The organism is Moorena sp. SIO4A1, assembly GCF_010672065.1.
GTDB lineage: Bacteria > Cyanobacteriota > Cyanobacteriia > Cyanobacteriales > Coleofasciculaceae > Moorena.
The window spans coordinates 1-1,325 of sequence record NZ_JAAHHX010000792.1; the positions used below are offsets into that span (position 1 = coordinate 1).

Annotated in this window: 2 protein-coding genes; both read right to left on the reverse strand. The window is 38.6% G+C overall.

Features of this window, described 5'->3' with window-relative positions:
* Positions 1 to 649 (reverse strand): Rieske 2Fe-2S domain-containing protein (locus tag F6K53_RS42950; RefSeq protein WP_293086744.1); only part of this gene is annotated, 649 nt, incomplete at its 3' end.
* Between the two features lie 72 nt (positions 650 to 721).
* A complete protein-coding gene (locus F6K53_RS42955; RefSeq protein ID WP_293057963.1) occupies positions 722 to 1,207 on the reverse strand; it encodes a GNAT family N-acetyltransferase in 486 nt (161 codons plus the stop codon).
* Positions 1,208 to 1,325: the final 118 nt, after the last annotated feature.

Below are 1,325 nucleotides of genomic sequence, written 5' to 3' on the forward strand. Positions count from 1 at the left end.
TTATTTGGATTTTTTCTCTAAGATGTATCGCTTGAACACTAAAATCATCTCGGAAAATCGATTCAATACATCTTGAATCTAGAAAGGTTTTAAAGTTAGGATGATATGCTTCTAAGTGGTAATTATCTAGAAAGGTATCCATATAGCTTTTCCAATTTACCTTAACGAAGAAGCGATCATGGGCATAGAACCTTAGCTTCTCGAAGTTAATATTTGCAAATGCTTTAGAAGTTTCTAGAGCACCTTTCAAGGCAGACTCGTTTTTAGGAAACACAAAACCATCATAACTATCGATGGATTCCTTTTCTAGAGAGTGTAGGGCATGATCGCATTCTATATTAGCCGAACTCAACATCTTCCCATTGAGATCATATGACCAGGAATGCACTGGACAGACAATGCTGCGACAATGTCCTTTGTCTTTGAGCAGGGTTGCATAACGATGTTTACAAATGTTTGGCAGAACCTGAATGTTCTCTCCATCATGGATGAGAACCTTTGTGTCCTTAGTGTGTGGCAACACATAATAGTTCTGAGATTCGTTGACAAAGCTACTGTGTCCTAAAAAAATATCATTAAATTTACAACGCTTCTTTTCTAAGGCAAAGATTTCTTCGGAAAAATAAAATTCGTGAGCAAGGGATAGCATATTGATTGTCCTAAGTAGGTAGGTTTAATTAACTGTAAAATGGAAAAAGCTTAAAACTTGAAAAAAACCTATTTAAGTTGAAGAGAATGCCGCTAAGGCATCACCAGCAAGGCGACAAGTCCGCCAGTCGTTGAGAAAGGTTGCACCTTGCTGTTTGTAGAATGCGATCGCACTTTCATTACAATTGAGCACACTCCACTCAAATCGCCCACAGCCTTTATCAAGTGCCATCTTTGCCAAATAGCCAAAAATTTTACTTCCTACACCCTGACGACGATAGTTAGGTAGAACAAACAGAGCTTCTAAATATAGACCGGGTTTCATCAAATAAATAGAGAAATTGAAGAAGTAAAGAGCGAATCCAGTCGGTACACCATCTGCACAAGCAAGGATTGCCTCGGCCTCAGGATGAGAACTAAACAAACTTTTATGAAGTTGTTCGCATGTGCCAGTGACCTTGTGGGAGAGCTTTTCATGGTCAGCCAGAGCCATGATTAGCTCGAATAGAATAGGTACATCATCAGGTATCACCGGACGAATGTCAATTGAGTAATTCATAATTTCTACTTATACCACTTGAAGGGTTAGAAATTTAGTGGCGTTTAATCGACTTTGAAGATGAGTCTGGTAAAATTGAGGTAACATTTGATCACATAGCGGTCTTGTTAACAATCGA